Below are 22,369 nucleotides of genomic sequence, written 5' to 3'. Positions count from 1 at the left end.
CGGGTGCGGTCTCCCGCATCATAACAGGCGAAGTGTCGGGGCTGCGCTACCGGATATTCACCAGGGCAGGCGGCTCATCCTGGGGCGCCTCGACATCCTTCGCCCATGTCGCATCCGGCTTCAAAAGCAGCAACTGCTCCTCCATCACGCGAAACTCCAGCGGGTTGTCCATATGGCTCACTTCTCCATCCAGAGCCACCTTGACCTGGCGGCGGCGCGACAACCTGCGTCCCCTTACCCTCACCTGCATCTGCTTGAAACTGAAGGTGGTCAGCTCGTCGGCCTGGTCCAGCTGTCCCATGCGGCCCAGCGCACCGTGCAGCAGCAACCACAATATCCCCAGCTTGCCTTTGGTGCGGGGCGCCACCGCCGCCAACCGGCCGTCTTCCAGGGCGGCGCTCATCGGCGGAATGCCGACCTGCTCCATTTGCAGGCGATTGTTCCCGACGAAGAATGTGGCCGTGCGCAGCCGCTGCAGCTTGCCGTCGATTTGCAGCACCAGGCGCAGGCGACGATGCGGGCTCAAGACGGTTTTCAGCGCCGACAGCGCCGCCACCAGCCGGCTGCGGCCGAACTGCTTCTTGTCCTGCTCGCGCTCCTCCAGCATCTTCGGATACAGGCCGATGCTGGCGTTGACCAAAAACACGTGATCGTTGACCATTCCCGCCTGCACCTGGTGCACACGCGCGGCGAGCAGCGCATGCACGGCCTCGCTCAGGTCTTCCGGGATGCCGTGGGTGCGGCCGAAATAATTGAAGGTGCCCTGCGGCAGCACGCCGAACGCGCAGCCGTGCTTGATTGCCTGGCGCGCCACCGCGTTGATGGTGCCGTCGCCGCCGGCCGCCACCAGCACGCCGCCGGCGTCGGCCGCTTGCCTGGCAAGCTGGCCGGCGATCTCGTCGATGGTGTCCGGCTGGTCGACGATGGTCAACTCAAACTGCCGGCCAGCATCGCGCAGCACCGATTCGATGGTCGTGCGGCGTTCCTCGGTCTCGGAATGGCCGGAGCCGGCATTGAGGGCGATGAAAAAACGGGCGTCGGGCGAGATAGCGGTAGCTGTCATTGGGCAAGGTCGGTTGGTCCATCATCACCGGCGCGGTGCGGCAAGACATTGTATCCTTGGCACCACGTCGCATATGCTCGGTAGCACACGGAAACTGATGATGCCAGGAGCTATGGCAGACGCCGGCCCTACCGGCTACCCACTTGGAGTGTTGATCAAATGAACCCGCTCACGTATTCGCTCTGCCAGAAACCGGTCATCGGCTTGATAATGTTTGCTTCGGGTCTGTGTGTTTTTCCGCCGCTGTTTCAGGATGAATCGCTCCCGTTGCAACAAGCGGGAGCGAGCCTTGTCAAAGAATTCAACGTGCCGGTAAGTAAGCTATATTTCCTGGAGATTGGTTTTGAATTTCCATCGGCGGCTTCCATTCGTAGCGATGAGGTAGCGGGGGAGCGCTACGATGCAAATTGCGAACGCGATTACGCGGACATTCCCTTGGCACAAAGAACCGGATTGGGGCGGCCCATTCCCATTCATGTACTGGTGCGCGAAAAAATAAGCGGCAATGTCACGATGGACAAGGTGTTCAACTCGCTTTGTATCATTTACTCAGCGGCGGACCCCTTCCGAAAGGCCAGAACCGTGGGTAGGCTGGATCTCCCGGAAGGTAAATACGTTATCGAAGTGGACAACATCGCCGGCCAAACAGGGCTCGATGGCGTGAAGACCACGGTTTCCCTGGTTGCCGGGCATGGGAAGTAGGGTGCTGGCCTCCCCTTGGGCCGTTCGCCATCGAAAACGCTAACCGTGTACTACCGTCACACGCGGCCAGCGCAACGCATAGTTTTTCTGCTCGACGCGCAGACGATATGTTTCCATGCTAACCCGCGTCGGATTGCGGCGCACCACGCAATTGAAAAGATCGTTCAAACCGTGCGGAGCGATCACGTCGATGGAGTCATCCGGGTTCAGGCACAGACCGACGGAGGTGGCATATTCCGGCCACGAGGCGACCGCTTCCGGAAGCGATGCAAGCGGCTCAACCGCGTGCCCGAAATACGCTTCAAACCATCGATGCACTCCTGCCTGGTTGGTGACTTCCCAAGGAATTCCGGGCGTCGCTTCATGAAGGCGCCGCTGCAGGTCCGCGTCCGTATCCGGCGCCAGATCGGACGCGTCAAAATAAGCGACATCCACGTCGGGCAATTGCGACGGCGTCGAATAGTCGTGCAAGGCGTCCCACACCAGATTGCGCACCGCGCCCGCGCCGATGCACCATGACGGAAGTTTCAAATCCCGCACCGTTCCCAACGCCGCCATGAACCATGTAGAAGATCGCGCGATATGACACAGGCGCTCCTCCAATTCACTTCTCGGCGCAATGATCATGTCGATTTGGCACTCCTTCCGAGCGATGTTTTACGTGCAATTGCTGGTCGTGGCATAAATAGTAACAGGTCAATCTAAGCCTCGACGTCGGCAGGCCTGCTGCTATAATTTACTCACTTCGAGGAATTCCCCGTGCGACGAATCATTGGTATCTGCCTGCTGATGTGCCTTCCGCTGTATGGCTTCGCCATGCAGTGGGGCGATCTGCTGAGCGGAGGAAACACCACCATCGCGCACCAAATCGAGCATGACGAGCAGGTCGCCCATCATCATGAGGACGACGGCTCCGTCCACTACGACGAATCCGGCGAATCCGCCGATCACATGCTGGATCATCCGGCATCCCCCCAACCGGTGCATATTGCGATGCCAGTCATTCCCGTCGCGCCGGAACAACTGGTGAGCAGCGTGGTGGCCGATGCCGCCACCCGCATCCCGGACCCGCTCCTGGAATGTCCCCACAGACCTCCGGCAACCACCCTCGGCTAGGCTGCCGAGGGGGATTTCGCTCGTCTTTACACTTATTGCGATGACCAGCCGCGCTTGATGCGCGTCGCCCCTCGGTGAAGAATTCATTCACCGAAGGAGTTGCCATGCGCACCGTGCGCTGGCCGGCATTGATTGCCGGCGTTGTACTGTCTTTCCCATTGTTGACCACGGCCGAGCCGATCGCCCCGGCCGCCGGCCCCACCTTGGCCGCCCTAGTCGAGCTGGCCTGGCAACGTTCGGTTGCCGCCAGAACCCTGGACGCGCGCCAGGACGAGGCCTCCGCCGGCCGCGCCGTGGCGCAGTCCTGGCTGGCCGGCGCGCCGACGTTGGGCCTGTCCGAGCGCTCCGGCCGCTGGACCGGCGACCGCGCCCAGCACGAAACCGAAATCTCCGTTGCCGCCCCGGTGCTGCTGCCAGGGCAGCAATCCGCCCGTCAGCAACTAGCGGCGCGCAGCACGGACGAAGTCCAGGCCCAACTGCACCGCGCCCGGCTTGAAGTGGCCGGCGCGGTAAGGGCCCGCCTGTGGGAGACGGCGGCCGCGCGCGAATTGCTGGCCGAGAAGGAAGGCCATCTGCATCATCTGGAAGATTTGCGCGACGAAGTGCGCCGCCGTGTCGCGGCCGGCGACATGGCGCGTAGCGACGGCTTGCTGGCCGACCAGGAAGTGCTCGCCGCACAGGGCGAAATCAGCCAGGCACGGGGCCGCCTGCGCGAAGCGATGGCCCGTTTCCAGCTGCTGACCGGCGTGGCCGAGCTTCCCTCGCTGGAGCCGGAGCAGGAGCCGCCGACCCAACCTGCGGTGGCGGACCACGCGCGGCTGCGGGCGGCCGAAGCCTCCGAGCAACGCGCCCGCGCCGCCGTCGGCCTGGCCTCCGCAAGCGTCCAGGGCGCGCCCACTGTGGCGCTGTCGATGCGGCGCGAACGGGACAGCGCCACCACGAGCGCGGACCGCAGCATCGGCATCGCCGTGCACATCCCGCTGGGCGGCAACATGCGCAACCGGCCGGCCGAGACGCTGGCCGCGACCCAGTTTGCCACCGCCGCCGCCGAACTGAACGAAGCACGCGCATCCATCGCCATCGAGCAGTCCCAGGCGCGCAGCCAACTGGAGTACGCCCGGGAAGCGTTGCAGACGGCGACGGCCAGGGCCGCGCTGATGCGCGAACACACGGCCCTGTTCGAAAAAGCCTTCAAGCAGGGCGAGCGCGGCCTGGCCGAACTGCTGCGCTCGCGCACCTTGAGCCATGAGGCCGACGTCGCGGTGCGCCAGCAGCGCGTCGCGCTCGGAATGGCTCATGCCCAACTCAATCAAGTCTTAGGAATACTGCCATGAAGCGACTTTTATCCGCCCTGTTGTTACTGGCCTTGGCGCTGCCGGCGCTGGCGGCCCCCGGCGCCCACGGCCCCAACGGCGAGCACCTCGACGGTCCCGCCACGAGTTCGGCCACCGGCACCGCGCCAAGGGTCGAAACATTCAGCGAACTATTCGAGCTGGTGGGCAACCTGTCCGGCGGCGAACTGTCGATCCTGATCGACCGCTACGACACCAACGAACCGGTGCTCAACGGCAAACTTGAGGTGCAATACAAGGATATGAAGGCGCAAGCCAAGTTCCATAACGACATCGGCGACTACGCCATCGACGACGAAAAGTTCCTTAAAGCCCTGGCCGCGCCGGGCAAGCACGCGCTGCTGTTCACTTTCGTGGCCGGCGGCGAAAGCGATCTGCTGGAAGGCACCCTGGAGGTCACCGCCGCCGCCCATGACGATCACGACGATCACGGCGGCCGCTGGCGCTGGTGGTGGCTGTTAGCGATCCCGGCGCTGGCCGTGCCGGCCTTCATCGTCGCCCGTGCGCGCCGCCGCCCATTCACCCGGGGAAATGCATGATGAACAAACTACTCACCGTCCTGGCGGCCGCCGCCATCCTCACCGCCATGCCGGCGTTCGCCTCTCCCGGCGCGCACGGCCCCAACGGCGAGCATCTCGACGGCCAGGCCACACCCGCCACCAGCGGCCTGGCGCGTTTGCCGGACGGCAGCGTCCACGTGCCCAAGCTGGCGCAGCGCCGCATGGAAATCCGCACGTTGAAAGTGACCGAGGCCGCGCATCCGCTCACCGCGCAGCTCAACGGCCGCGTGGTCATCGACCCCAACGCCGGCGGCCGCGTGCAGGCGCCGTTCGCCGGCCGCATCGAAGCCGTCCCGCAGGGTTTCCCAGTGGCGGGCCAGGCCGTGCGCAAGGGCCAGGTGCTGGCGCGGCTGCGGCCGGTGTCCAGCGCGTTCGAGCGCGGCAGCCAGGAGGCTGCGCTGGCCGACCTGCGCGCCATGCGCGCGCTGGCCGAGCGCAAGGTCGTCCGCCTGGAGTCGCTGGAAGGTACGGTGCCGGCCAGGGAAATCGACGCCGCCAAGGCCGAGCTGGCCAGCATCGCCGGCCGTGAGAAGGCCATCGGTGCCTCGGTGCGCGGCAGCGAGGCGCTGGTGGCCCCGGCCGATGGCATCGTCGCCTCGGCGCAGGTGCTCGCCGGGCAGATCGTCGACATACGCGACATCCTGTTCGAGATCGTCGATCCCGCCCGGCTGCTGGTGGAGGCGCTGTCGACCGACGTGGCGCTCGCCGGCCGCATCGACAGCGCCAGCCTGCCCGCCGCACCCACGGCGCGCCTGAGCGTGCTCGGCGGCGCCCGCAGCCTGCGCGACGGCGCAGTGCCGATCACCTTCCGCGCCCAAGGCCCGGCCCTGCCGCTGGCCGTCGGGCAGCCGGTGACGGTGCTGGTCAAACTGCGCACCTCGGTCAAGGGAATCGCCCTGCCGGCCCAGGCGCTGGCGCGCAATCCCGCCAACGAGACGGTGGTGTGGATCAAGTCCGGCGCCATGCGCTTCATCGCCCAGCCGGTCGAGGCGCAGCCGCTGGACGCGCGCACGGTGGTCATCACGAAGGGCCTGAGTCCGGAGAACCGGGTGGTGGTGTCGGGCGGTTCGCTGATCAACCAGATCCGCTAGGGCCGCCATGTTCAACGCTATCGTACGTTTTAGTCTGAACAACCGGCTGCTGGTGCTGGCGGCGGCGGCCATGCTGATGCTGTACGGCGCCGTGACGGCCTCGCGCACGCCGGTCGACGTTTTCCCCGACCTCAACAAGCCGGTGGTGACGGTGCTCACCGAGGCCGGCGGCATGGCGCCGGAGGAGGTCGAGCAGATCGTCTCGTTCCCCATCGAAAACACCTTGAACGGCATGCCGGGCGTGACGCGGGTGCGTTCCGTGTCGGGCGTGGGACTGTCCATCGTCTACGCCGAGTTCGACTGGGGCACGGACATCTACCGCAACCGCCAGCTGGTGGCGGAACGGCTGGCGCTGGTCAAGGAGCAGTTACCCGGCCAGCTGGCGCCGGTGATGGGGCCGGTATCGTCGATCATGGGCGAGATCATGCTGATCGCGCTGCCCATCGATCTGCAAAAGACCGATCCGATGAAGGCCAGGGAGTACGCCGACTTCGTACTGCGGCCACGGCTACTGTCGATACCCGGCGTGTCGCAGGTCATTCCGATCGGCGGCGAGGTGCGCCAGCTGCGCGTGGAGCCGGACACGGCGCGCATGGCCCAGTTCGGCGTATCGCTGCCGCAGGTCACCGGCGCCTTGCAGGGCTTCGCCAGCAACACCAGCGGCGGCTTCATCGATTTGAACAACCGCGAATACCTGATCCGCAACCTGGGCCGCACCAACCGCCTGGACGACGTCAAGGGGCTGGCGGTGGCCTACCGCAACGGTGCGCCGGTGTTGCTGGAGCAAGTGGCGAACGTCCGCTACGCGCCCGCCTTCAAGCGCGGCGACGCCGGCATGAACGGCCGCCCGGCCGTCATCCTGAGCGTGCAGAAACAGCCGACCGGCGACACCGTGCGTCTGACGCAGGACATCGAGACCGCCCTCGCTGAACTCAAGCAGGGCTTGCCGGCCGGACTGGCCGCGCCGGTGGTGTTGTTCCGGCAGGCGGACTTCATCGAGTCATCCATCGGCAACGTGGTCGAGGCGCTGCGCGACGGCGCCATCCTGGTCGCAGTGGTGCTGTTCGCCTTCCTGCTCAGCGCCCGCACCACGGCCATCTCGCTAGTCGCCATTCCGTTGTCGCTGGGCGTCACGGCGCTGGCCTTCCATCTGCTCGGCCAGTCCATCAACGTGATGACCCTGGGCGGGCTGGCGATCGCCATCGGCGAACTGGTCGACGACGCCGTGGTCGATGTCGAGAACATCGTGCGACGGCTCAAGCAGCGCGCCGAAGGCACGTCGGTGCTGGAAACCATCTGGCGCGCCTCGGTGGAGGTGCGCTCGGGCATCGTCTACGCGACCATCATCGTGGTGCTGGTGTTCGTGCCGCTGTTCGCCCTGCCCGGCATCGAGGGCCGGCTGTTCGCGCCGCTCGGCATCGCTTATATCGCTTCGATCCTGGCGTCCATGCTGGTGTCGATGACGGTCACGCCGGTGCTGGCCATGTACTTGCTGCCTAAAATGAAGGCACTGCGGCATGACGACAGCCCGCTGGTGCGTCGCCTCAAGGCGTGGGACGGCCGCTTGCTGGACTGGTCGCTGCCAAGGGTGCGTCCGCTGCTGGCGGCGGCCGTGATCGCCGTCATCGTGGCGGCGGCGTCGGTGCCGTTCTTCCCGCGTGCTTTCCTGCCGGCCTTCAACGAGGGGTCGCTGGTCATGGGGATGACCTTCACGCCGGGTACCTCGCTGGCCGAGGCCAACCGCCTCGGCGCGCTGGCCGAGACGCTGATCCAGGCCGTGCCAGAGGTGATCAACGTGGGCCGCCGAACCGGCCGCGCCGAGCTGGACGAGCATGCGGAAGGCGTGCACTCCTCCGAGCTCGATGTCGACCTGGAACCTTCCGAACGCACGCGCGAGCAGGTCATGGCCGCGATACGCGCCCAGTTGTCGTCGATCCCCGCGTCGGTGGCGATCGGCCAGCCGATTTCGCACCGGCTGGACCATTTGCTGTCCGGCGTGCGCGCGCAGGTGGCGGTGAAGATCTATGGAGACGACCTCGACACCCTGCGCGGCCTGGCCGACGCCTTGCGCGCGCGCCTCGCCGGCGTGACGGGCCTGGTCGACCTGTCCGTCGAGCGGCAGGTGCTGATTCCGCAAATCACGGTGCGGGTCGACTACCGCAAGGCCGCGCAGGCCGGCCTCGCCACGGGCCAGGTGCTCGCCGCCATCGAAGCCATGTCGGAGGGAACGCGCGTAACGCAGGTCATCGACGGCGCGCGCCGCTTCGATCTGGTGGTGCGGCTGGCCGACGTTGACCGCACGCCGCAAGACCTCGAGCGCCTGATGCTGGACAGCCCCCCCGGCCCGATACCGTTGTCCAGCATCGCGGCCATAGAGGAAAGCGACGGTCCCAACCAGATCGGCCGCGAGAACGGCCGCCGCCGCATCGTCGTCTACGCCAATACCGACGGCTCGAACATGTCGCGCATCATCGGCGACGTGCGGCAAGCGGTCGCGAAGACGGCGCTGCCGGGCGGCTACTTCATCAGCATCGAAGGCCAGTTCCAGGCGCAGGAGCGGGCGCAGCGCCTGATCGTCGGCCTGTCGCTGGCGTCGCTGTTGCTGATCTACCTGGTGCTGTACACGCGCTACCGCTCCGGCGTGCTGGCGCTGGTCATCATGGGCAATATTCCGCTGGCGCTGGTCGGCAGCGTGGCCGCGATGTGGATCGCCGGCGTCTCGCTGTCGGTGGCGTCGATGGTCGGCTTCATCACGCTGGCCGGTATCGCCACGCGCAACGGTATCCTGAAAATCAGCCACTACGTCAACCTGTGCAAGTTCGAGGGCGAGACCTTCGGCTGGCCGATGATACGACGCGGTTCGCTCGAGCGCCTGACCCCGGTGCTGATGACCGCGCTGGTGGCGGCCTTCGCGCTGGTGCCGCTGCTGCTGGCGGCGGACGCGCCCGGCAAGGAAATCCTGCACCCGGTCGCGGTCGTCATCTTCGGTGGACTGATCAGCTCGACCTTGCTCGATACGCTGCTGACGCCGCTGATCTTCTGGCTGGTCGGCAAGGCGCCGCTGGAGCGCCTGGTCGCGCGCCAGGACGGCGACAGTTATTAAAATGATTGGGGCTCACCTGGCGGCGCCCCTGATAGCCGCCACATTCGATAGCTGGAGTAAAAAATGAAGAAAATCATGACCGTGCTGGCCGTTGCGCTGGCGATCGCCGGGTCCAACGCCGTGCAGGCGCACGAGAGCGAAGCCAAGCATGGCGGCATCGTGAAAACCGCCGGCGACCTGTCGTTCGAGCTGGTCAACAAGGAAGGCAAAACCACGATTTACGTGGACGACCACGGCAAGGATTTGCCGATGGCCGGCGGCAGCGGCACCTTGACCGTGCTCAAGGGAACGGAAAAGACGGTGTTCCCGCTGACGCCGGGCGGCGCCAACACCCTGGTCGCCAAGGACGGCGTCAAGCTCGAGGCGGGCAACAAGGTGGTGGCGGCGATCGTGTTTCCGGACAAGGCCACCAGCAACGTCCGCTTCTCCATCAAGTAAGCGGAAGTAAGCGCGATCATGCGCCGGAGATTCCGCCGCAAGACGGGCTCTCCAGCGACGCGGTTCAGTTCAACGCCCGTTCCTCGGGACGCAGGGTCAGCACCCGCACGCCGTTGCGCGTGACCGCCACCGTATGCTCGAACTGCGCGGACAGTTTGCCGTCCGTGGTCACGACGGTCCAGCCGTCATCCTCGGTATGCACGGTGCGGCGGCCCTGGTTGAGCATTGGCTCGATGGTGAAGACCATGCCTTCCTGTAGCATCAGTCCCGTCTGCGGCTTACCCCAATGCAGCACCTGCGGCGCTTCGTGCATTTCGCGGCCGATGCCGTGCCCGCAATACTCCCGCACGACCGAATAGCCGTTGCGCCGCGCGTGGCGCTCGATGGCGTGGCCCACGTCGCCCAGCCTGGCGCCCGGGCGCACGGCCTTGATGCCCTTCCACATCGCCTCGTAGGTCACTTCCACCAGCCGCTTGGCCAGCGGCGAGACTTCGCCGACGAGATAGGTTTTGCTGGAATCGGCGATGAAGCCGTTCTTCTCCAAGGTGATATCGAAATTGACGATATCGCCGTCCCGCAGGATGTCGGTGGTGGACGGCACGCCGTGGCACACCACGTTGTTGCGGGAGGAGTTGAGTGAATAGGCGAACCCGTACTGCCCCTTGCTGGCCGGACGCGCGCGCAGTTCATTGACGATGAAGCCGTCGACCATGTCGTTGACCTGCATGGTGGACATGCCGATCAGGCTGAACCCGTCCAGATGGCCGAACACGCTGGCCAGCAGCTTGCCCGACTCCGCCATCAGCGCGATTTCTTCCGGTCGCTTGGTCATCCCAGCGCGCTCCGGAACTGGGTGTCGACATCGACCCCGACGCCCGCCGCGCGCAACTCCCCGGCGACGATCTCGTTGAAGCTGAGCGTAGGATTCATTTCGCACAACATGCCGATCTTGATCCAGAACGCCGCCTGCGCGTTGATCGAGCGGCAGCCCACGCCGCTGGCCTTGCGGATCTGGTCGTGCAGATTGTCGTCGATGTTTACGATGCCCATATTTTGTCCTATATACGAAGTGTATATGGATTGTATATGTATCGTGTGGTTCGGTGCAAGCGGCGTTTTTGGCCCGTGCTTAACCCTTGTCGTCCTCCGGGATCGGCCGCACCACCAGGAAGAGGTACGACATGGCGCCGACGAAGGCGATGCCGGCGCCGGTCAGCAGCGCCGGCACGAAGGACCAGGTCTGCGCGATGTAGCCGGTCAGGATGGGCGCCAACGCGCCGCCGAGGAAGCCGCCGAAGTTCTGCAACGCGCCGAGCGAGGCGATGCGGCTGGGCGGCGCCGCCACGGTGGCGAGCGACCAGGCGCACGCCGACGAGGCGTTGGCGAGGAAGATGACCATCGAGATGCAGGCGACGGCCAGGACGTTGCTGTCGACCAGCGCGGCCGGCACCGTGAACACCACCATGCCCAGGGTGGCGACCACCACCGCGTTGCGGCGGCCGGACATCTGGGACTTGGCCCGGCTGGCGACGCGGTCGGAGGCCCAGCCGGCGATCAGGGCGCCGGCGAAGCCGCAGATGAACGGAATCGACGACGCCAGGCCGGCGCCCGCCAGATCCATGTGCCGCTCGGTGCGCAGATAGCCCGGCAGCCAGGTCAGGTACACCCAGTTCAGGTACACCGAGCCGAAGAACCCGAGCATCATGCCCCACGTCGTGCGGTGGCGGAACAGCGCGCACCAGGCGGCGAAGCCGGTTTTGGTCTTGGTGGCCGCCTCCCCGGTCGCGCTGGGCTCCAGATAGGCGCGCTCGTCGGCGCTCAGCTGCGCCGGCACCGGATCGCGGTACAGCGCCACCCAGACCACGGCCGCCACCAGGCCCATGGCGCCGGTGACGAAGAAGGCCCAGTGCCAGCTGGTGGCGGCGATCAGCGGCGCCAGCAACAGCGGCGCCAGCGCCACGCCCAGCGGCGAGGCCGAGTTGTAGACGCCGGTCGGCGTGCCGCGCGAGCGCGGCGGGAACCAGTTGCTGACCACCCGCGCCGCCGCCGGGAACTGCGGCGCCTCGCCGATGCCCAGCGCGATGCGGGCGATCACGAACCAGCCGAAGGTCGAGGCCAGCCCGCCGGCCGCCTGCGCCAGCGACCACACCACCAGGCCGATGCCGAGCAGCCAGCGCGGCCCGATCTTGTCGACCAGCGCGCCCACCGGCAGCTGGCACAGCGCGTAGCTCCACGAGAACGCCGACAACAGCAAGCCCATCTGACCGAGCGAGAGGCCGAGGTCGGCGCGGATGTATTCGTTGGCCACGGCGAGGGTCGCGCGGTCGAGGTAGTTGATGACGCCACACACCACCAGCAGCACCAGCGACAGGGTTTGGCCGCGGCGAATGCGGGCGGGGGTCTCGTTACCGGAGATTTTGATCATTGCGGAAGGCGGCTGGGCGGTTAGCGCGAAACGGTCGCGGCGGGAGCGGTCCGCCCCCTGGAAAGGCACGAGTATAGACGACGGACGATGCGCCAACCGCTCGGACGACGGCCGGCAGCCTCAAAAAATTCACTTTAGGCAATGTACGGTACCGTACGGAGTTCCGTATGGAAATAATTGACACTGCGCAAGGGGTCAGCTTTTCCCCCTGCCGATCAGTCTTCGGTGCCAAAGGCAAAACACCGGAGATAGCGATGATTTTAGTGGTCGAAGATGACATGGATTTGGCCGAGGCCTGCCTGATGGTGCTGGAGAGTTCCGGCTACGAAGTGCAGTTGGCCCACGACGCCGAGGAGGCGCTGACGAAAATCATGCGCCGCAAGCCGGATCTGTTGATTTCGGACTGCATCATGCCGGGTCGCACCGGCGTGGAGCTCAGCGAGGAGCTGCGCAGGTCTTATACGCGGGGCATGCTGCCGATCCTGCTCATGAGCGGGTCGCTGCGCAACCAGGTCGCGCACGGAGACAGCTACGACGCTTTTCTCTGCAAACCCTTCATGGCCGAGTCGTTGCTGTCGGAAGTGAAGAAGCTGTTGCAGGGCGAAGCGTCGCCCCGCTTGACGCCGGCGCTGGTCTCACCATGAAACTAGCCGCGTTTATCCTGTCCAATCTCGAGCCCATACTAAAAGAATGGGAAGAGTTTGCGGCGTCGCTGGCGCCGCTTGAGGACGCGACCAGGGGCGAACTGCGCGACCATGCGGCCGACGTGCTGCGCGTGATCGCGGCCGATCTGGAAACGCCGCAGGCCGAGCATGAAAGCATCGCCAAGTCCAAGGGACTGGCCCTCGGCACCGGCGTCAACACGGCCGCCGAAACCCACGCGGAGGAGCGCGTCGCGGCCGGGTTTTCGGGCGAGCAGGTGATGGCCGAGTACCGGGCGCTGCGCTCCAGCGTGCTGCGCCTGTGGGCCCGCGACGCCGGTGACACGACGCCGGAAAGCCTGGTGGATGTGATCCGGTTTAACGAGGCGATCGATCAGGCCCAGACCGAGTCCATGGCGCGCTATTCGCGCATGCTGCGCGAAGCCCAGAACCTGTTCCTGGCCATCCTCGGGCACGACGTGCGCACCCCGCTGGGCGCGGTCAGCATGGGCGCGCAGGTGCTGTTGATGGATCAGACGCTGCCGTCCAAGGCGCTCAAGGTGGGACTGCGCATTCTCAATAGCTCCAAGCGGATGGACGCGATCGTGCGCGACCTGCTCGATTTTTCCACCACCCACCTGGGCGACGGCATCCCGATCGATCCGCGCACGGTCGATCTGCTGGAAATTTGCGTCCATACGATGGACGAGGCACGAATCTTCCATCCCGACCGCCAGTTCGACTTCAAGGCGGAAGGCGACATGGTGGGCGCATGGGACGGCCAGCGCATGGGGCAGGCGTTCTCGAACCTGATCTCCAACGCGATCCAGCACAGCACCTCCGGCAGCGTCATCCGCGTCGCCGTGTACGGCCTGGCCGACGAAGTGGTGTACGAGGTGCGCAACGAGGCCGACGTCTTGTCCCCTGCCAAGCTGCGCACCTTGTTCGATCCGATCAAACGGTTCGCCATCCGGCCTGCCAGCGAACGGGTGGGCGCGCGCATGCAGAACCTGGGCTTGGGCCTGTATGTGGTCAAAGAAATCGTCAGCGCGCACGACGGCAAGATCACGGTCGCCTCCAACGCCGATGACGGCGTTACTTTCACCATCCGCCTGCCACGGCAAATGCCCCACCGCCGCAGCGGCGACAGTCTCAAACAACTAGTCTCAGTTGCTTAGCTTCCGCACCTGGTTTCAACGCTTGGTTCCAACGCTTCGTTCGATTTTTCACCATTTCCGCGGACCCGCCGAGCCGGCCGACCGCGACCAGGAGCCGCAATGCAAAAGCTCATCACGCGCGTACGCATATCCGTGTCGCTGTCCGCCCTGATCACCCTGTTCGTCGGCCTGACGCTGACCTCGCTGCTGTTCGTCAGCGTCCGGCGCGTCGAGGCGGCCCGGCAAACCGTGCAATTCGAGCAAAACGCCAAATTGCGCATCAACGCCGTGGCCGGCGGCGTGCGCGACGCGGTCGAGCAGATCGACGCGCTGCGGCAGCTGTACGCCACGTTCGGCCTGCTCACCCGCGAGCAATTCCACCAATTGAGCCTGCCGCTGCGCGAGCACTCGCCGCAAATCCAGGCGCTCGGTTTCCAGCGCCTGATCCAGCACCGCGAGCGCGCCGGCTACGAGGCCGCCATGCGCGAACGCTTCCCCGGTTTCACGCTGACCGAACTGGTCGACGGCCGCGTGCGCCGCGCCGGCATCCGCGACAGCTACCTGGTGGTCGACTACCTGGAGCCGCTGTTCGGCAACGAAGACCACGTGGGACTGGACACGGCGCCGATGGCCGAGCTGGCCGACGCCCGCCAGGTATCGCGCCAACGCGGCGGCAGCGCCGGCACCGCCGTGCTGCCGCTGCTGTTCGCCAACGGCCGGTTCGAGGGCTTCCGCGTGCTGGCGCCGGTGTTTTGGCGCGGCGCGCCGCTCGACACCGCCGCCGAGCGCCAGCGCGCCGTCGTCGGCGAGCTGGTCGCCGAGCTGCGCGTCGACCGCCTGTTCGACCCGGTGCTCGAGGCGCGCGGCTTCCCGGCGCTGGACGGCATCGGCATCCGCCTGTTTTCCGCCTCCCCTGGCATCCCGTCCCGGCTGATCGCCAGCCACGGCGACGTCGGCGGCGCGGTGGCGGCGTCGCCGAACGGCCCGCACTGGCTGTCGTCGTGGTTGTTCTACGACCGCCCGGCGCCGGTGGTATCGTCGTTCGCGCTGGCAGGCCAGACCTTGCGGGTGGAGGTGAGCCAAACCGGTACCTTCTTCGCCGACGGCCACAACGGTTCTTTGTACGCGCTGATGGGCGGTTTGCTGTCCACCCTGCTGGCGACCGCCTATATCTACGCGCTGGTGACACGCCTCGCCATGGTCGAGCGGGCCACACGCGCGCGCACCTCCACACTGGAGTTCGCCAACTTGCGGCTGGCCGAGGACCTGGCCCAGCGCGTGCAGACCGAGCAAGGCTTGCGCCTGCGCGAGCGCGTGATCGAAGTGTCGGCCAACGCCATCATCCTGTGCGGCGCCCAGGCGCCGGAGCACCCGATCGAATACGTCAACCCGGCGTTCGAACGCCTTACCGGCTTCAGCGCGCAGGAAGTGCTGGGGCAGCGGCTCGATTTCCTGCACGGCGGCGGCCAATACCAGGGCAATATCGAGCAAATCCAGACCGCGCTGCGCGAGCAAAGCGAGGGCCACGCGCTGGTGCGCAACCACCGCAAGGACGGCAGCGGCTATTGGAGCGACCTGTTCGTCGCGCCGGTGCAGGACCAGGATGGCGCCGTCAGCCACTTCGTCGTCGCCCAGTACGACATCTCGGCGGCGATGGGTTACGAGGCCGAGATTGAATACCAGGCCACGCATGACAGCCTGACCGGCCTGGCCAACCGCAATTTGCTGCGCGACCGCCTGAACGACGCCATCGCCGGCGCGCGGCGCAGGAACGGCGCGTTCTGGGTCGCCTTCCTCGACCTGGACCGCTTTAAATTCGTCAACGACACCTTGGGCCACGAGGCCGGCGACACGCTGTTGAAGATCGTGGCCGAGCGGCTGTCTGCCTGCGTGCGGGAGACCGACACGGTGGCGCGCGTCGGCGGCGACGAATTCATGCTGGTGTTGCCAGAAAATCCCGAGGATGGCACCGGCGTCGCCGTCCTCACGCGCATCATGGAAGCGGTCGGGCAGCCCATCATGATCGAGGGGCACGAATTCTTCATCACCTGCAGCGTGGGGGTGGCCACCTATCCGACCGACGCCGACAACGCCGACGGCCTATCCCGCTTCGCCGACATCGCGATGTACCGCGCCAAGGAACTGGGCCGCAACGCCTTCCAGTTCTATACGGCGGAGATGAACGAGCGCACCCTGGACCGGCTCAAGATCGAAACCGACCTGCGGCGCGCGCTCGAGCGCGACGAGTTCGTGCTGCACTACCAGCCCCAGCTCTGTTTGAAGAGCGGCAAGATCATCGGCATGGAGGCGCTGCTGCGCTGGAACCATCCGACCCAGGGCATGATCGCGCCGGCCCGCTTCATCGGCCTGGCCGAGGACATGGGACTGATTGTGCCGATCGGCGCCTGGGTGCTGCGCACCGCCTGCCTGCAGACGATGGCGTGGCACAAGGCCGGCTGGACCGGGCTGAGGGTGGCCGTCAACCTGTCGCCGCGCCAGTTCACGCAGAAAACGCTGGTGCAATCGATCGCCGACCTGCTGCAAGAAACCGGCATGATCCCGGCGTTGCTGGAGCTGGAGCTGACCGAGGGCACGGTCATGCACGATGTCGAGTACGCGATCGAGGTGCTGCGCAATCTGAAGGCGCTCGGCGTGCAGATCTCGATCGACGATTTCGGCACCGGCTACTCGAGCCTGTCGTACCTGCGGCGCTTCCCCATCGACGTGCTCAAGATCGACCAGTCCTTCGTGCGAGAGCTGAGCAACGACGCCGACGACGAGGCCATCGTGCGCGCCATCGTCACCCTGGCGCACAGCCTGCGGCTGGAGGTGATCGCCGAAGGCGTCGAAAACACGGCGCAACTCGATTTCCTGCGCGACGAGGGCTGCGACATGATGCAGGGCTATCACTACAGCCGTCCGCTCGGCAGCGAAGCGTTCCAGCAACTGCTGGTGCAGGACCGGCGCCTGCCCACCCAGGACCGGCGCCCGCCGACCCTGGCGTCCGCCAGGCCGGCCTAGAAGGACGGTCGATCGTCGATCCGGGCCAGCACGTCGGCGCGCTCCTGGCCGATGTGGAAGGCAGCCGCCGCCATCGTCATGCCGGCCGCGCCGAGCGCGAAACTGGCAAGCTGTAATCCGGACTCGACCGCTTCCGACACCACCTCGGTGGCGCCGGCCTTCTTCAGCGCGCGCGCGTGCTTTTCATCGCGCGCCCGCGCCAGCAGGCACAGCGCAGGATAGTGCCGGCGCAGCGCGCCCACCGCGTGCAGTGCCGCGTGCGGATCGTCCATGGTCAGCACCACGCAAGCGGCCTCGTTGACACCCAGCCGCCGCAACAGTTCCGGCAGCGAGGCGTCGCCCGAGAAAACGCGCGCGTCGTGGCGCTGGCTTCTGGCGTCGTCGACCAGGTGGCGGTCGCGTTCCACCGCGAGGTACTTGATCCCCTGCTTGTCGAGTACATCGGCGATCAAGCGGCCCACCCGGCCGAAGCCGCCGATGATGACGTGTCCCTTAAGGTCGGTGGCGGGCGGCTCTAGATTGTCCGACGCCGCCGCCGCGCGCCCGGCGCGGTCGCGTCTGGCCAGGGCCGCGCCCAGGGCGGCGGCGCCGGGCGCGATCAGCATGCTCAGGCTGACCACCAGCAGCAGGAATTGGCTGGCCTCCGGCGTCAGCAGCCGCGTGCTGACCGCGTAGGCGAGGATGATGAAGGCGAACTCGCCGCCCTGGCCAAGCAACAGGCCGCCCTGCACGGCCGTGGCCCAGCCCAGCCTGCCCAGCAACACCGCCACCACCGCAGTCTTGATGACGAGCAGTCCCAGCACCGAGGCCGGCAGCAGCAGCGGGAATTCGGCCACCAGCCGCAGGTCGACCTCCATCCCCACCGCCATGAAGAACAAGCCCATCAGCAAGCCTTTGAACGGCTCGACGATGATCTCCACTTCGTACTGGAACTCGGTGTCGGCCAGCAGCAGGCCCGCCAGCAACGCGCCCAGCGCCAGCGACAAGCCGCTGGCCGCCGTCAACGCCGCGATGCCCAGCACCATCAGCAGGATCAGCGCGACGAACACGTCCGGCTGGCGCTGGACGGCGGCCGAGGACAGCAGCGGCTTGGCGACGCGCCGTCCCACGAGATACAGCAAGGTGATGGTGGCGGCGGCCTTGGCGACAGCGATCAGCAAGGTCCAGCCCAGTGCCTGGCTGCCGTTGCCGGCCAAGCCCTCGACCAAAATCAGCGCCGGCACCACGGCCAGGTCCTGCAACATCAGGATCGCGAAGCACTTCTGGCCCAGCGCGGTTTTCAGCGCGTGCTGCTTGCTCATCAGCTCCATCGCCACGGCCGTGCTGGACATGGCCAGGGTCAGCCCGATCGCCATGGCGGCGGCGGGCGGATTGCCGAACACGTAGGCGAACAAGCCGATCACGCAGGCGGTGACGCCGACCTGGGCCACGCCGGTGCCGAACACGTCGCGCCGCAGGGACCACAGCCGCGTCGGCGACAGCTCCAGCCCGATCATAAACATGAGGAACACGATGCCCAGCTCGGCAAGCGACTTGATGCGCCCGACGTCCTGGAAGGTCACCAGCGCCAGCCAGGGCGCTCCGCCGGCCCAGTCGCTGATGCCGTGGGGGCCGAACAAGATCCCGGCCACCAGGAATCCCAGCATCTGATTGACGCGCAGCCGTTGCAGCACCGGCACCAGGATGCCGGCCAGGGCCAGGAAGAGGAGCGCTTCGCGTAGATGATGGGCGGACATGCGGGGCCGGGGCGGCTGTGGAGTTGTTTCGAGTGTAGAGGCTGGGCGCCGTTGGCACAAGGGAACGATATCAAGCGGAATGGATTCACATCGACGCGTTCTGGCGGCGCCTTGCTGGACGTGGCAAAAAGACCGATTTCATCGCCGAGCGGCGGCCCGATCCGAACCCCGCACGCCGGCGCCCGCTTCCACGCGGAACGTCCTTACGTCATCTGATTTCATGCGTTGCCACTTCCTTGGTTAAACATTGCTCGAGGCCGGCCAGGAACTGCTCCTTGGGCAGCTTGCGGCCGATAAAGACCATCAGGCTCTCACGCGCTTCGCCGTCGCGCCACGGCGCGCCGAGATTGGTTCCCATCATCATGTGCACGCCCTGGAACACTACGCGCGCCGGCACGCCGGCGACGTCCAGCACGCCCTTGTAGCGCAGCATGTCGTTGCCGTAGTCGGTCAGCATCATCGACAGGAAGGCTTCGAGCTTGCCGGCCCTGATCGGACGCGAGGCGCGGAACACGAACGAGGAAATATCGTCGTCATGTTCGTGCGTCACGTCGTCGAGAAAGTCGGGCTCGATCGCGAGGATGGCGTCCAGGCTGAAACCGCCGACATGGAGCAGCCGGTCGATTTCCGCGCGGCCAAAGTGTACAGCAGAGATCGGCGCCCGTGCGTTGATGCTTTGCAGGCGGGTCACCAGTGCCTCGGCCGCCGCCGGCGTGACCAGATCGGTTTTGGACAGCAGGATGCGGTCGGCGAAACCGACCTGTTCCTGGGCTTCGTGGTGGGCATCGAGCTGTTGCTGGGCGTGCAGCGCGTCGACGACGGTGACGATGGCGTCGAGCCGGTAGTAGCTGCCGATGGTTTCGTCGACAAAGAAGGTTTGCGCGACGGGCGCCGGATCGGCCAAGCCGGTGGTCTCGATGATGACGCGGTCGAAGCGGATCTCGCCGGCGTCGCGGCGTTCGGCCAACTGGCCGAGAATCCGCACCAGGTCGCCCCGTACGGTGCAGCAGATGCAGCCGTTGTTCATTTCGACGACCTGCTCCTCGCTGTTGACCAGCAGCTCGCTGTCGACGCCGGCCTCGCCGAATTCATTCTCGATCACGGCGATGCGTTGATTGTGTTCCTCGCTGAGGATGCGGTTGAGCAGCGTGGTTTTCCCGGCCCCGAGGAAACCGGTGAGCAAGGTGACGGGAACCTGGGCGGCGATGCGGGCATGAAGGGACATGGTTACTCCTTGGTGATGGGATAGGCGACGGCGGCGCGTTTGCGGACGAGGACAGCGCAGGCGATCAGCAGGGAGGCGAACAGGGCGCAGCCGACGACGGTGAACGCCAACTCGTCGAGTTCGATATCGGGTCGCAGCGCGGTCGCGATCTGGTACAGCGCCATGCCGTACGACATCAGCACCACGGTCCAGCCTATCCTGCGCCGGTACGCGGCGGCAGTGGCGGCGGCCTGGCCGGAGGTGCTGCGCAGCAACCGCACCATCAGGCGGCCGTCGGCGCTGTCGGTGACGACCATGCCGGCCGTGAAGGCCAGGCCGGCGACCAGGGCGGTGGCGCTGCCGGCGTTGGCGGTCGCGGCATAGCCCCACGCGGCCGCCTGCGTGGCGGTGTCGAACACCAGCGCGAACAGCACGCCGGTGCCGAAGATCGTCAGCGGATGCGAGCTGTTACGCAGTTGCCGGGGCATCAAGAGGGTTTTCCAGCCCTTGGGCCGGTACACCTGCTGTTGCAGCAAGTCGCGCAGGTTGAGCGTGCCGACCAGGATCAGCAGCAAGGTCGGCAGCCAGTCCAGGATGGTCCGCAACAAGGTCGGCAGTTCGATGCCGCCGGCGAACGCGCCCAGCGCGACGGCGATGGCCGTCACCGCCAAGCCGTGGCCCAGCGCGAACAAGGTGCCGGTCCAGGGCGCCAGGCGCGGCCGCTCGCTCAGGGCGCGGTAGGCCATGCTGTCGATGATGGCGATATGGTCGGGGTCAAAACCATGCCGCAACCCCAGCATGAACATGAGCGATAAGCCCGGAATCGGCAGCAGGGCGGCTTCCATAGTCCTCCATTTGCAATGTATGCGTTGCAGGCATTCTAGGGACATACCGCCGTAAACGCAACTGAATTGCAATAAGGATTGGCCGGTTTTGCGGTGAGCACCGTTTATCCGCACGACGGGTCCCCATGGCATTGGGGCATCGCCGCATTGCTGGGATTGAGCCTGCGATCGCTAGCGTAGCGTGCTCAGGGACTTGCGGAACTTTCCTTCCGGCACCGTGCCGTTCGAGGTCATGTCCACCACCACCCGGTCGCGGCCGGCGCCCTTGGCCGCGTACAGGGCTTCGTCGGCGCGCTTGATGGCGTCGCCGATGTCGTCGTTGGGCGTGAGCTCGGCAACGCCGAACGACGCGGTGATGCCGGGTCCGGTCGACCAGCGGGCGTTTTTCAAGCCGGTGCGCAATTTCTCCGCCAGCACGCGCGCCTGCTCGGCGCTGGTGCCCGAGCAGATGATCAGGAACTCCTCGCCGCCCCAGCGCACCAGCTTGTCGCTGGAGCGTATCCCCGCCGTGATCTCGGCGGCGAACTGGCGCAGCACGGCGTCGCCGGCGTCGTGGCCGTGCTGGTCGTTGATGTGCTTGAAATGGTCGATGTCGGTGAACACCACCGACATCGGCGCGGCCAGGATGGCCGGCGTACTCATCAGCGCCGCGCGCAGGCCCTGCCGGTTCAGCGCGCCGGTCAGCGGATCGGTGTTGACCTGCTCGACCAGCTCGCGCGCCTCCAGCTGCAGAGCCCGGTTAACCTCGCTCAGCAGATTGAGCCGCTTGCTGCTGTGGCGCAGCTGGCGCCGCAACTGCAGCGACGCCATCAGCGGCCAGCCGACCGCGCACAATATCCACGCGCCCATCAGCAGCAGGTACAGGCGGCCCTGGCTGATCCATTTTCCATGGAAACGCAGCGAGCGCAAATCGATGACGTGCTCGCCGGCCTCGGTTTGCGCGCCCGTCAGCAGCTCGACCCGCGTGACGTTGTCGATGCGCATGCCGGACTGCTCCAGCGGCACTTGCTTGTAGTCGATCCACCAGGGAGCGGTGTGGAACACGTTCAGCGGAATCTCGGTGACGCCCTGGTCGGGCACCTGGAATTCCAGCTCGTTGACCTTTTGCGACATCCAGTCGGCCAAGGTCGACACTTGCGGTTCGAAATTCACCAGCATGACGCGCAGCGCGTGGCGCCCCGGGCCGGCGTAGCGCACGTCGACGCTGACCGAGTCGAACTCCGACAAGTCCATGCCCTTGGCGGTTTGACTGATGAGGAACATGTATTTGCAGTTGGGCCAATCGATCTTGCGCGTCAGCTGGCAGCGCAGGCGCAACAGGCCGTTCCCGCGCTCGAGCGTTGCGACGCTGCCGCCGCCGCTGCCGCGGTCGTCCGTGACTTGCAGCGCGGTGTTTTTTCGGTCGGATATCTCGATGACACGTTCCATGCCGTAGTGATGCCAAATGAGCAAGCCGATGGTGGCGACCATCAGCATGCCCGTCACATAGCGCATGAAGGGAGGAATGTGTGCGTCGTTCCCGCGCATCAGGCGGGTGCGTCCGTAAGCCGCGCGATCTCCACCCAACCGTGTTCATCGAAAATAGGGCATTCTTCGGCGAGCCGGACCGCGTCGTTGAAGTCGGCCGCCGCCACCAGACAATAGCCAGCCAGCGTGCTGCCGGACAATTTGGGACCGAGCAGCCGGCTGGTCACTTCAACGCTGTTGTGGGTCAGGTTGCCACGGTCGATGACGGCCGCGCCCAGCGTATCGAACCAGGCCGACCATCGCCCGGGGTGGTGTTCCGAGGCCTCCGACGTACCGCCGGGAGCGCCACGATAGACGATCAGGAATCGTTCCATGTTGCCTCCTCCGCACTGATGGGAAAGCGCGCGGCGGAAATGGGGAATCCGCGCCGCGCCCAGACCGAAACCTT

20 protein-coding genes are annotated in these 22,369 nt (G+C 66.1%); 10 read left to right on the top strand and 10 right to left on the bottom strand.

The window, feature by feature from the left end; genetic code table 11:
* Positions 1–46 precede the first annotated feature (46 nt).
* Positions 47–1,063: a diacylglycerol kinase gene (locus tag NHH88_01590; GenBank protein USX14519.1), complete on the bottom strand. Its 1,017-nt coding sequence runs from the start codon at positions 1,061–1,063 to the stop codon at positions 47–49.
* Between the two features lie 159 nt (positions 1,064–1,222).
* Between NHH88_01590 and NHH88_01585 the strand changes: the two genes are divergently transcribed.
* A complete protein-coding gene (locus NHH88_01585; GenBank protein USX14518.1) occupies positions 1,223–1,765 on the top strand; it encodes a DUF5625 family protein in 543 nt (180 codons plus the stop codon).
* A gap of 39 nt (positions 1,766–1,804) precedes the next feature.
* Here the strand turns inward: NHH88_01585 and NHH88_01580 are convergent, their stop codons facing one another.
* Positions 1,805–2,392, bottom strand: a complete 588-nt coding sequence (locus NHH88_01580) for a nucleotidyltransferase family protein (protein USX14517.1) — start codon at positions 2,390–2,392, stop codon at positions 1,805–1,807.
* A 132-nt stretch (positions 2,393–2,524) separates the two neighbouring features.
* Between NHH88_01580 and NHH88_01575 the strand changes: the two genes are divergently transcribed.
* The 6 genes from NHH88_01575 (at position 2,525) to NHH88_01550 (ending at position 9,425) form a co-directional block, all read left to right on the top strand.
* Positions 2,525–2,881 (top strand): hypothetical protein, encoded by a 357-nt coding sequence (locus tag NHH88_01575; GenBank protein USX14516.1) that lies wholly within the window; start codon positions 2,525–2,527, stop codon positions 2,879–2,881.
* A gap of 104 nt (positions 2,882–2,985) precedes the next feature.
* On the top strand, positions 2,986–4,215 hold the full coding sequence (locus NHH88_01570; protein USX14515.1) for a TolC family protein: 1,230 nt from the start codon (positions 2,986–2,988) through the stop codon (positions 4,213–4,215).
* Positions 4,212–4,772: a hypothetical protein gene (locus NHH88_01565; protein ID USX14514.1), complete on the top strand. Its 561-nt coding sequence runs from the start codon at positions 4,212–4,214 to the stop codon at positions 4,770–4,772. Before NHH88_01570 ends, NHH88_01565 begins: the two co-directional genes overlap by 4 nt.
* Positions 4,772–5,884 carry an efflux RND transporter periplasmic adaptor subunit gene (locus tag NHH88_01560; GenBank protein USX17503.1) on the top strand — a complete coding sequence of 371 codons (1,113 nt, stop codon included), beginning with the start codon at positions 4,772–4,774 and terminating at the stop codon, positions 5,882–5,884. Before NHH88_01565 ends, NHH88_01560 begins: the two co-directional genes overlap by 1 nt.
* 7 nt (positions 5,885–5,891) lie before the next feature.
* Positions 5,892–8,987 (top strand): efflux RND transporter permease subunit, encoded by a 3,096-nt coding sequence (locus tag NHH88_01555; protein ID USX14513.1) that lies wholly within the window; start codon positions 5,892–5,894, stop codon positions 8,985–8,987.
* Positions 8,988–9,050: 63 nt separating this feature from the next.
* Complete coding sequence (locus NHH88_01550) at positions 9,051–9,425, top strand: hypothetical protein (protein USX14512.1); 375 nt, start codon at positions 9,051–9,053, stop codon at positions 9,423–9,425.
* Between the two features lie 64 nt (positions 9,426–9,489).
* On the opposite strand, the gene map is transcribed toward NHH88_01550, so the two are convergent.
* The 3 genes from map to NHH88_01535 form a co-directional block, all read right to left on the bottom strand.
* Positions 9,490–10,257: a type I methionyl aminopeptidase gene (gene map, locus NHH88_01545; protein ID USX14511.1), complete on the bottom strand. Its 768-nt coding sequence runs from the start codon at positions 10,255–10,257 to the stop codon at positions 9,490–9,492.
* Positions 10,254–10,475 (bottom strand): ParD-like family protein, encoded by a 222-nt coding sequence (locus NHH88_01540; protein ID USX14510.1) that lies wholly within the window; start codon positions 10,473–10,475, stop codon positions 10,254–10,256. Before NHH88_01540 ends, map begins: the two co-directional genes overlap by 4 nt.
* Before the next feature lie 79 nt (positions 10,476–10,554).
* The gene (locus tag NHH88_01535) at positions 10,555–11,850 is read right to left on the bottom strand and encodes an MFS transporter (protein ID USX14509.1); all 1,296 of its coding nucleotides are present in this window, start codon (positions 11,848–11,850) and stop codon (positions 10,555–10,557) included.
* A 254-nt stretch (positions 11,851–12,104) separates the two neighbouring features.
* Between NHH88_01535 and NHH88_01530 the strand changes: the two genes are divergently transcribed.
* The 3 genes from NHH88_01530 (at position 12,105) to NHH88_01520 (ending at position 16,669) form a co-directional block, all read left to right on the top strand.
* On the top strand, positions 12,105–12,494 hold the full coding sequence (locus tag NHH88_01530; protein USX14508.1) for a response regulator: 390 nt from the start codon (positions 12,105–12,107) through the stop codon (positions 12,492–12,494).
* Complete coding sequence (locus NHH88_01525) at positions 12,491–13,669, top strand: sensor histidine kinase (GenBank protein ID USX14507.1); 1,179 nt, start codon at positions 12,491–12,493, stop codon at positions 13,667–13,669. The genes NHH88_01530 and NHH88_01525 overlap by 4 nt, the downstream gene beginning before the upstream one ends.
* Positions 13,670–13,768: 99 nt before the next feature.
* Positions 13,769–16,669 (top strand): EAL domain-containing protein, encoded by a 2,901-nt coding sequence (locus NHH88_01520; protein USX14506.1) that lies wholly within the window; start codon positions 13,769–13,771, stop codon positions 16,667–16,669.
* On the opposite strand, the gene NHH88_01515 is transcribed toward NHH88_01520, so the two are convergent.
* From NHH88_01515 to NHH88_01495, 5 genes are all read right to left on the bottom strand, one after another.
* A complete protein-coding gene (locus NHH88_01515) occupies positions 16,666–18,405 on the bottom strand; it encodes a cation:proton antiporter (GenBank protein ID USX14505.1) in 1,740 nt (579 codons plus the stop codon). The genes NHH88_01520 and NHH88_01515 overlap by 4 nt on opposite strands.
* A gap of 208 nt (positions 18,406–18,613) precedes the next feature.
* Positions 18,614–19,630, bottom strand: coding sequence for a GTP-binding protein (locus NHH88_01510; protein ID USX14504.1), 1,017 nt, complete (start codon positions 19,628–19,630; stop codon positions 18,614–18,616).
* Between the two features lie 2 nt (positions 19,631–19,632).
* The gene (locus NHH88_01505; GenBank protein ID USX14503.1) at positions 19,633–20,454 is read right to left on the bottom strand and encodes a hypothetical protein; all 822 of its coding nucleotides are present in this window, start codon (positions 20,452–20,454) and stop codon (positions 19,633–19,635) included.
* A gap of 171 nt (positions 20,455–20,625) precedes the next feature.
* Complete coding sequence (locus tag NHH88_01500) at positions 20,626–21,981, bottom strand: GGDEF domain-containing protein (protein USX14502.1); 1,356 nt, start codon at positions 21,979–21,981, stop codon at positions 20,626–20,628.
* Positions 21,981–22,295, bottom strand: coding sequence for a hypothetical protein (locus NHH88_01495; GenBank protein USX14501.1), 315 nt, complete (start codon positions 22,293–22,295; stop codon positions 21,981–21,983). Before NHH88_01495 ends, NHH88_01500 begins: the two co-directional genes overlap by 1 nt.
* Between the last annotated feature and the right edge of the window lie 74 nt (positions 22,296–22,369).

It is taken from the genome of Oxalobacteraceae bacterium OTU3CAMAD1 (assembly GCA_024123915.1).
Taxonomy (GTDB): domain Bacteria; phylum Pseudomonadota; class Gammaproteobacteria; order Burkholderiales; family Burkholderiaceae_D; genus Rugamonas.
This window is presented reverse-complemented; position numbering and strand designations above follow the sequence as displayed.

What these genes read in the sequence shown, in the direction of transcription:
- NHH88_01590 (USX14519.1), bottom strand. Translation starts at nt 1,063, where the DNA reads ATGACAGCTACCGCTATCTCGCCCGACGCCCGTTTTTTCATCGCCCTC.
- NHH88_01585 (USX14518.1), top strand. Translation starts at nt 1,223, where the DNA reads ATGAACCCGCTCACGTATTCGCTCTGCCAGAAACCGGTCATCGGCTTG.
- NHH88_01580 (USX14517.1), bottom strand. Translation starts at nt 2,392, where the DNA reads ATGATCATTGCGCCGAGAAGTGAATTGGAGGAGCGCCTGTGTCATATC.
- NHH88_01570 (USX14515.1), top strand. Translation starts at nt 2,986, where the DNA reads ATGCGCACCGTGCGCTGGCCGGCATTGATTGCCGGCGTTGTACTGTCT.
- NHH88_01565 (USX14514.1), top strand. Translation starts at nt 4,212, where the DNA reads ATGAAGCGACTTTTATCCGCCCTGTTGTTACTGGCCTTGGCGCTGCCG.
- NHH88_01560 (USX17503.1), top strand. Translation starts at nt 4,772, where the DNA reads ATGAACAAACTACTCACCGTCCTGGCGGCCGCCGCCATCCTCACCGCC.
- NHH88_01555 (USX14513.1), top strand. Translation starts at nt 5,892, where the DNA reads ATGTTCAACGCTATCGTACGTTTTAGTCTGAACAACCGGCTGCTGGTG.
- NHH88_01550 (USX14512.1), top strand. Translation starts at nt 9,051, where the DNA reads ATGAAGAAAATCATGACCGTGCTGGCCGTTGCGCTGGCGATCGCCGGG.
- map (USX14511.1), bottom strand. Translation starts at nt 10,257, where the DNA reads ATGACCAAGCGACCGGAAGAAATCGCGCTGATGGCGGAGTCGGGCAAG.
- NHH88_01540 (USX14510.1), bottom strand. Translation starts at nt 10,475, where the DNA reads ATGGGCATCGTAAACATCGACGACAATCTGCACGACCAGATCCGCAAG.
- NHH88_01535 (USX14509.1), bottom strand. Translation starts at nt 11,850, where the DNA reads ATGATCAAAATCTCCGGTAACGAGACCCCCGCCCGCATTCGCCGCGGC.
- NHH88_01530 (USX14508.1), top strand. Translation starts at nt 12,105, where the DNA reads ATGATTTTAGTGGTCGAAGATGACATGGATTTGGCCGAGGCCTGCCTG.
- NHH88_01525 (USX14507.1), top strand. Translation starts at nt 12,491, where the DNA reads ATGAAACTAGCCGCGTTTATCCTGTCCAATCTCGAGCCCATACTAAAA.
- NHH88_01520 (USX14506.1), top strand. Translation starts at nt 13,769, where the DNA reads ATGCAAAAGCTCATCACGCGCGTACGCATATCCGTGTCGCTGTCCGCC.
- NHH88_01515 (USX14505.1), bottom strand. Translation starts at nt 18,405, where the DNA reads ATGTCCGCCCATCATCTACGCGAAGCGCTCCTCTTCCTGGCCCTGGCC.
- NHH88_01510 (USX14504.1), bottom strand. Translation starts at nt 19,630, where the DNA reads ATGTCCCTTCATGCCCGCATCGCCGCCCAGGTTCCCGTCACCTTGCTC.
- NHH88_01505 (USX14503.1), bottom strand. Translation starts at nt 20,454, where the DNA reads ATGGAAGCCGCCCTGCTGCCGATTCCGGGCTTATCGCTCATGTTCATG.
- NHH88_01500 (USX14502.1), bottom strand. Translation starts at nt 21,981, where the DNA reads ATGCGCGGGAACGACGCACACATTCCTCCCTTCATGCGCTATGTGACG.
- NHH88_01495 (USX14501.1), bottom strand. Translation starts at nt 22,295, where the DNA reads ATGGAACGATTCCTGATCGTCTATCGTGGCGCTCCCGGCGGTACGTCG.